At 57.1% G+C, this 413-nt stretch carries 1 protein-coding gene; it reads left to right on the forward strand.

All coding sequences use genetic code 11. The features are described from left to right. The first annotated feature begins 141 nt into the window (after positions 1-141). Positions 142-378, forward strand: coding sequence for a hypothetical protein (locus D7Y13_RS45505; RefSeq protein ID WP_147452753.1), 237 nt, complete (start codon positions 142-144; stop codon positions 376-378). Positions 379-413: the final 35 nt, after the last annotated feature.

Here is a 413-nt window from a genome sequence, read left to right on the forward strand (position 1 = left end):
GATGCCCCGTACCCTGCCGTGCATCTGTGTCACTGCGTCCAAACCGCGATCGCGACAGCCCGCTAGTTTCAAGGGCGGCCAAGGCGACCAAACCCGCCGCCCTCACTCCACAACTCAACAAAGCATAGGAGCAATTTCATTATGTCTAACGATCGACTCAACAAAGCCGCCTCAGATGAAGGTACAGAGGGCGCTTGGAACCAAATCGCTAAAGCGGTCGGCGCGCTCGCGGGGGCGCAATACAATATGCGGGAGGCTGAATCTGCAAGCGATCGGGGTGACGAAGCTGAGCGGGAAGAATCCGCCCGGTGGACCAATGCCAGCCTAGATTCGGCTGAAAAAGCGCTCGATCGGGCGAGAGATCGGATCAAAGATTAAGTGCGAAAATGAAAGCGGCGACCATTGATGAGGGC

Source organism: Corallococcus praedator (genome assembly GCF_003612125.1).
GTDB classification, from domain to species: domain Bacteria; phylum Myxococcota; class Myxococcia; order Myxococcales; family Myxococcaceae; genus Corallococcus; species Corallococcus praedator.

Excerpts from the sequence above, each read along its gene's own strand:
- D7Y13_RS45505 (WP_147452753.1), top strand. The coding sequence starts at position 142 with ATGTCTAACGATCGACTCAACAAAGCCGCCTCAGATGAAGGTACAGAG.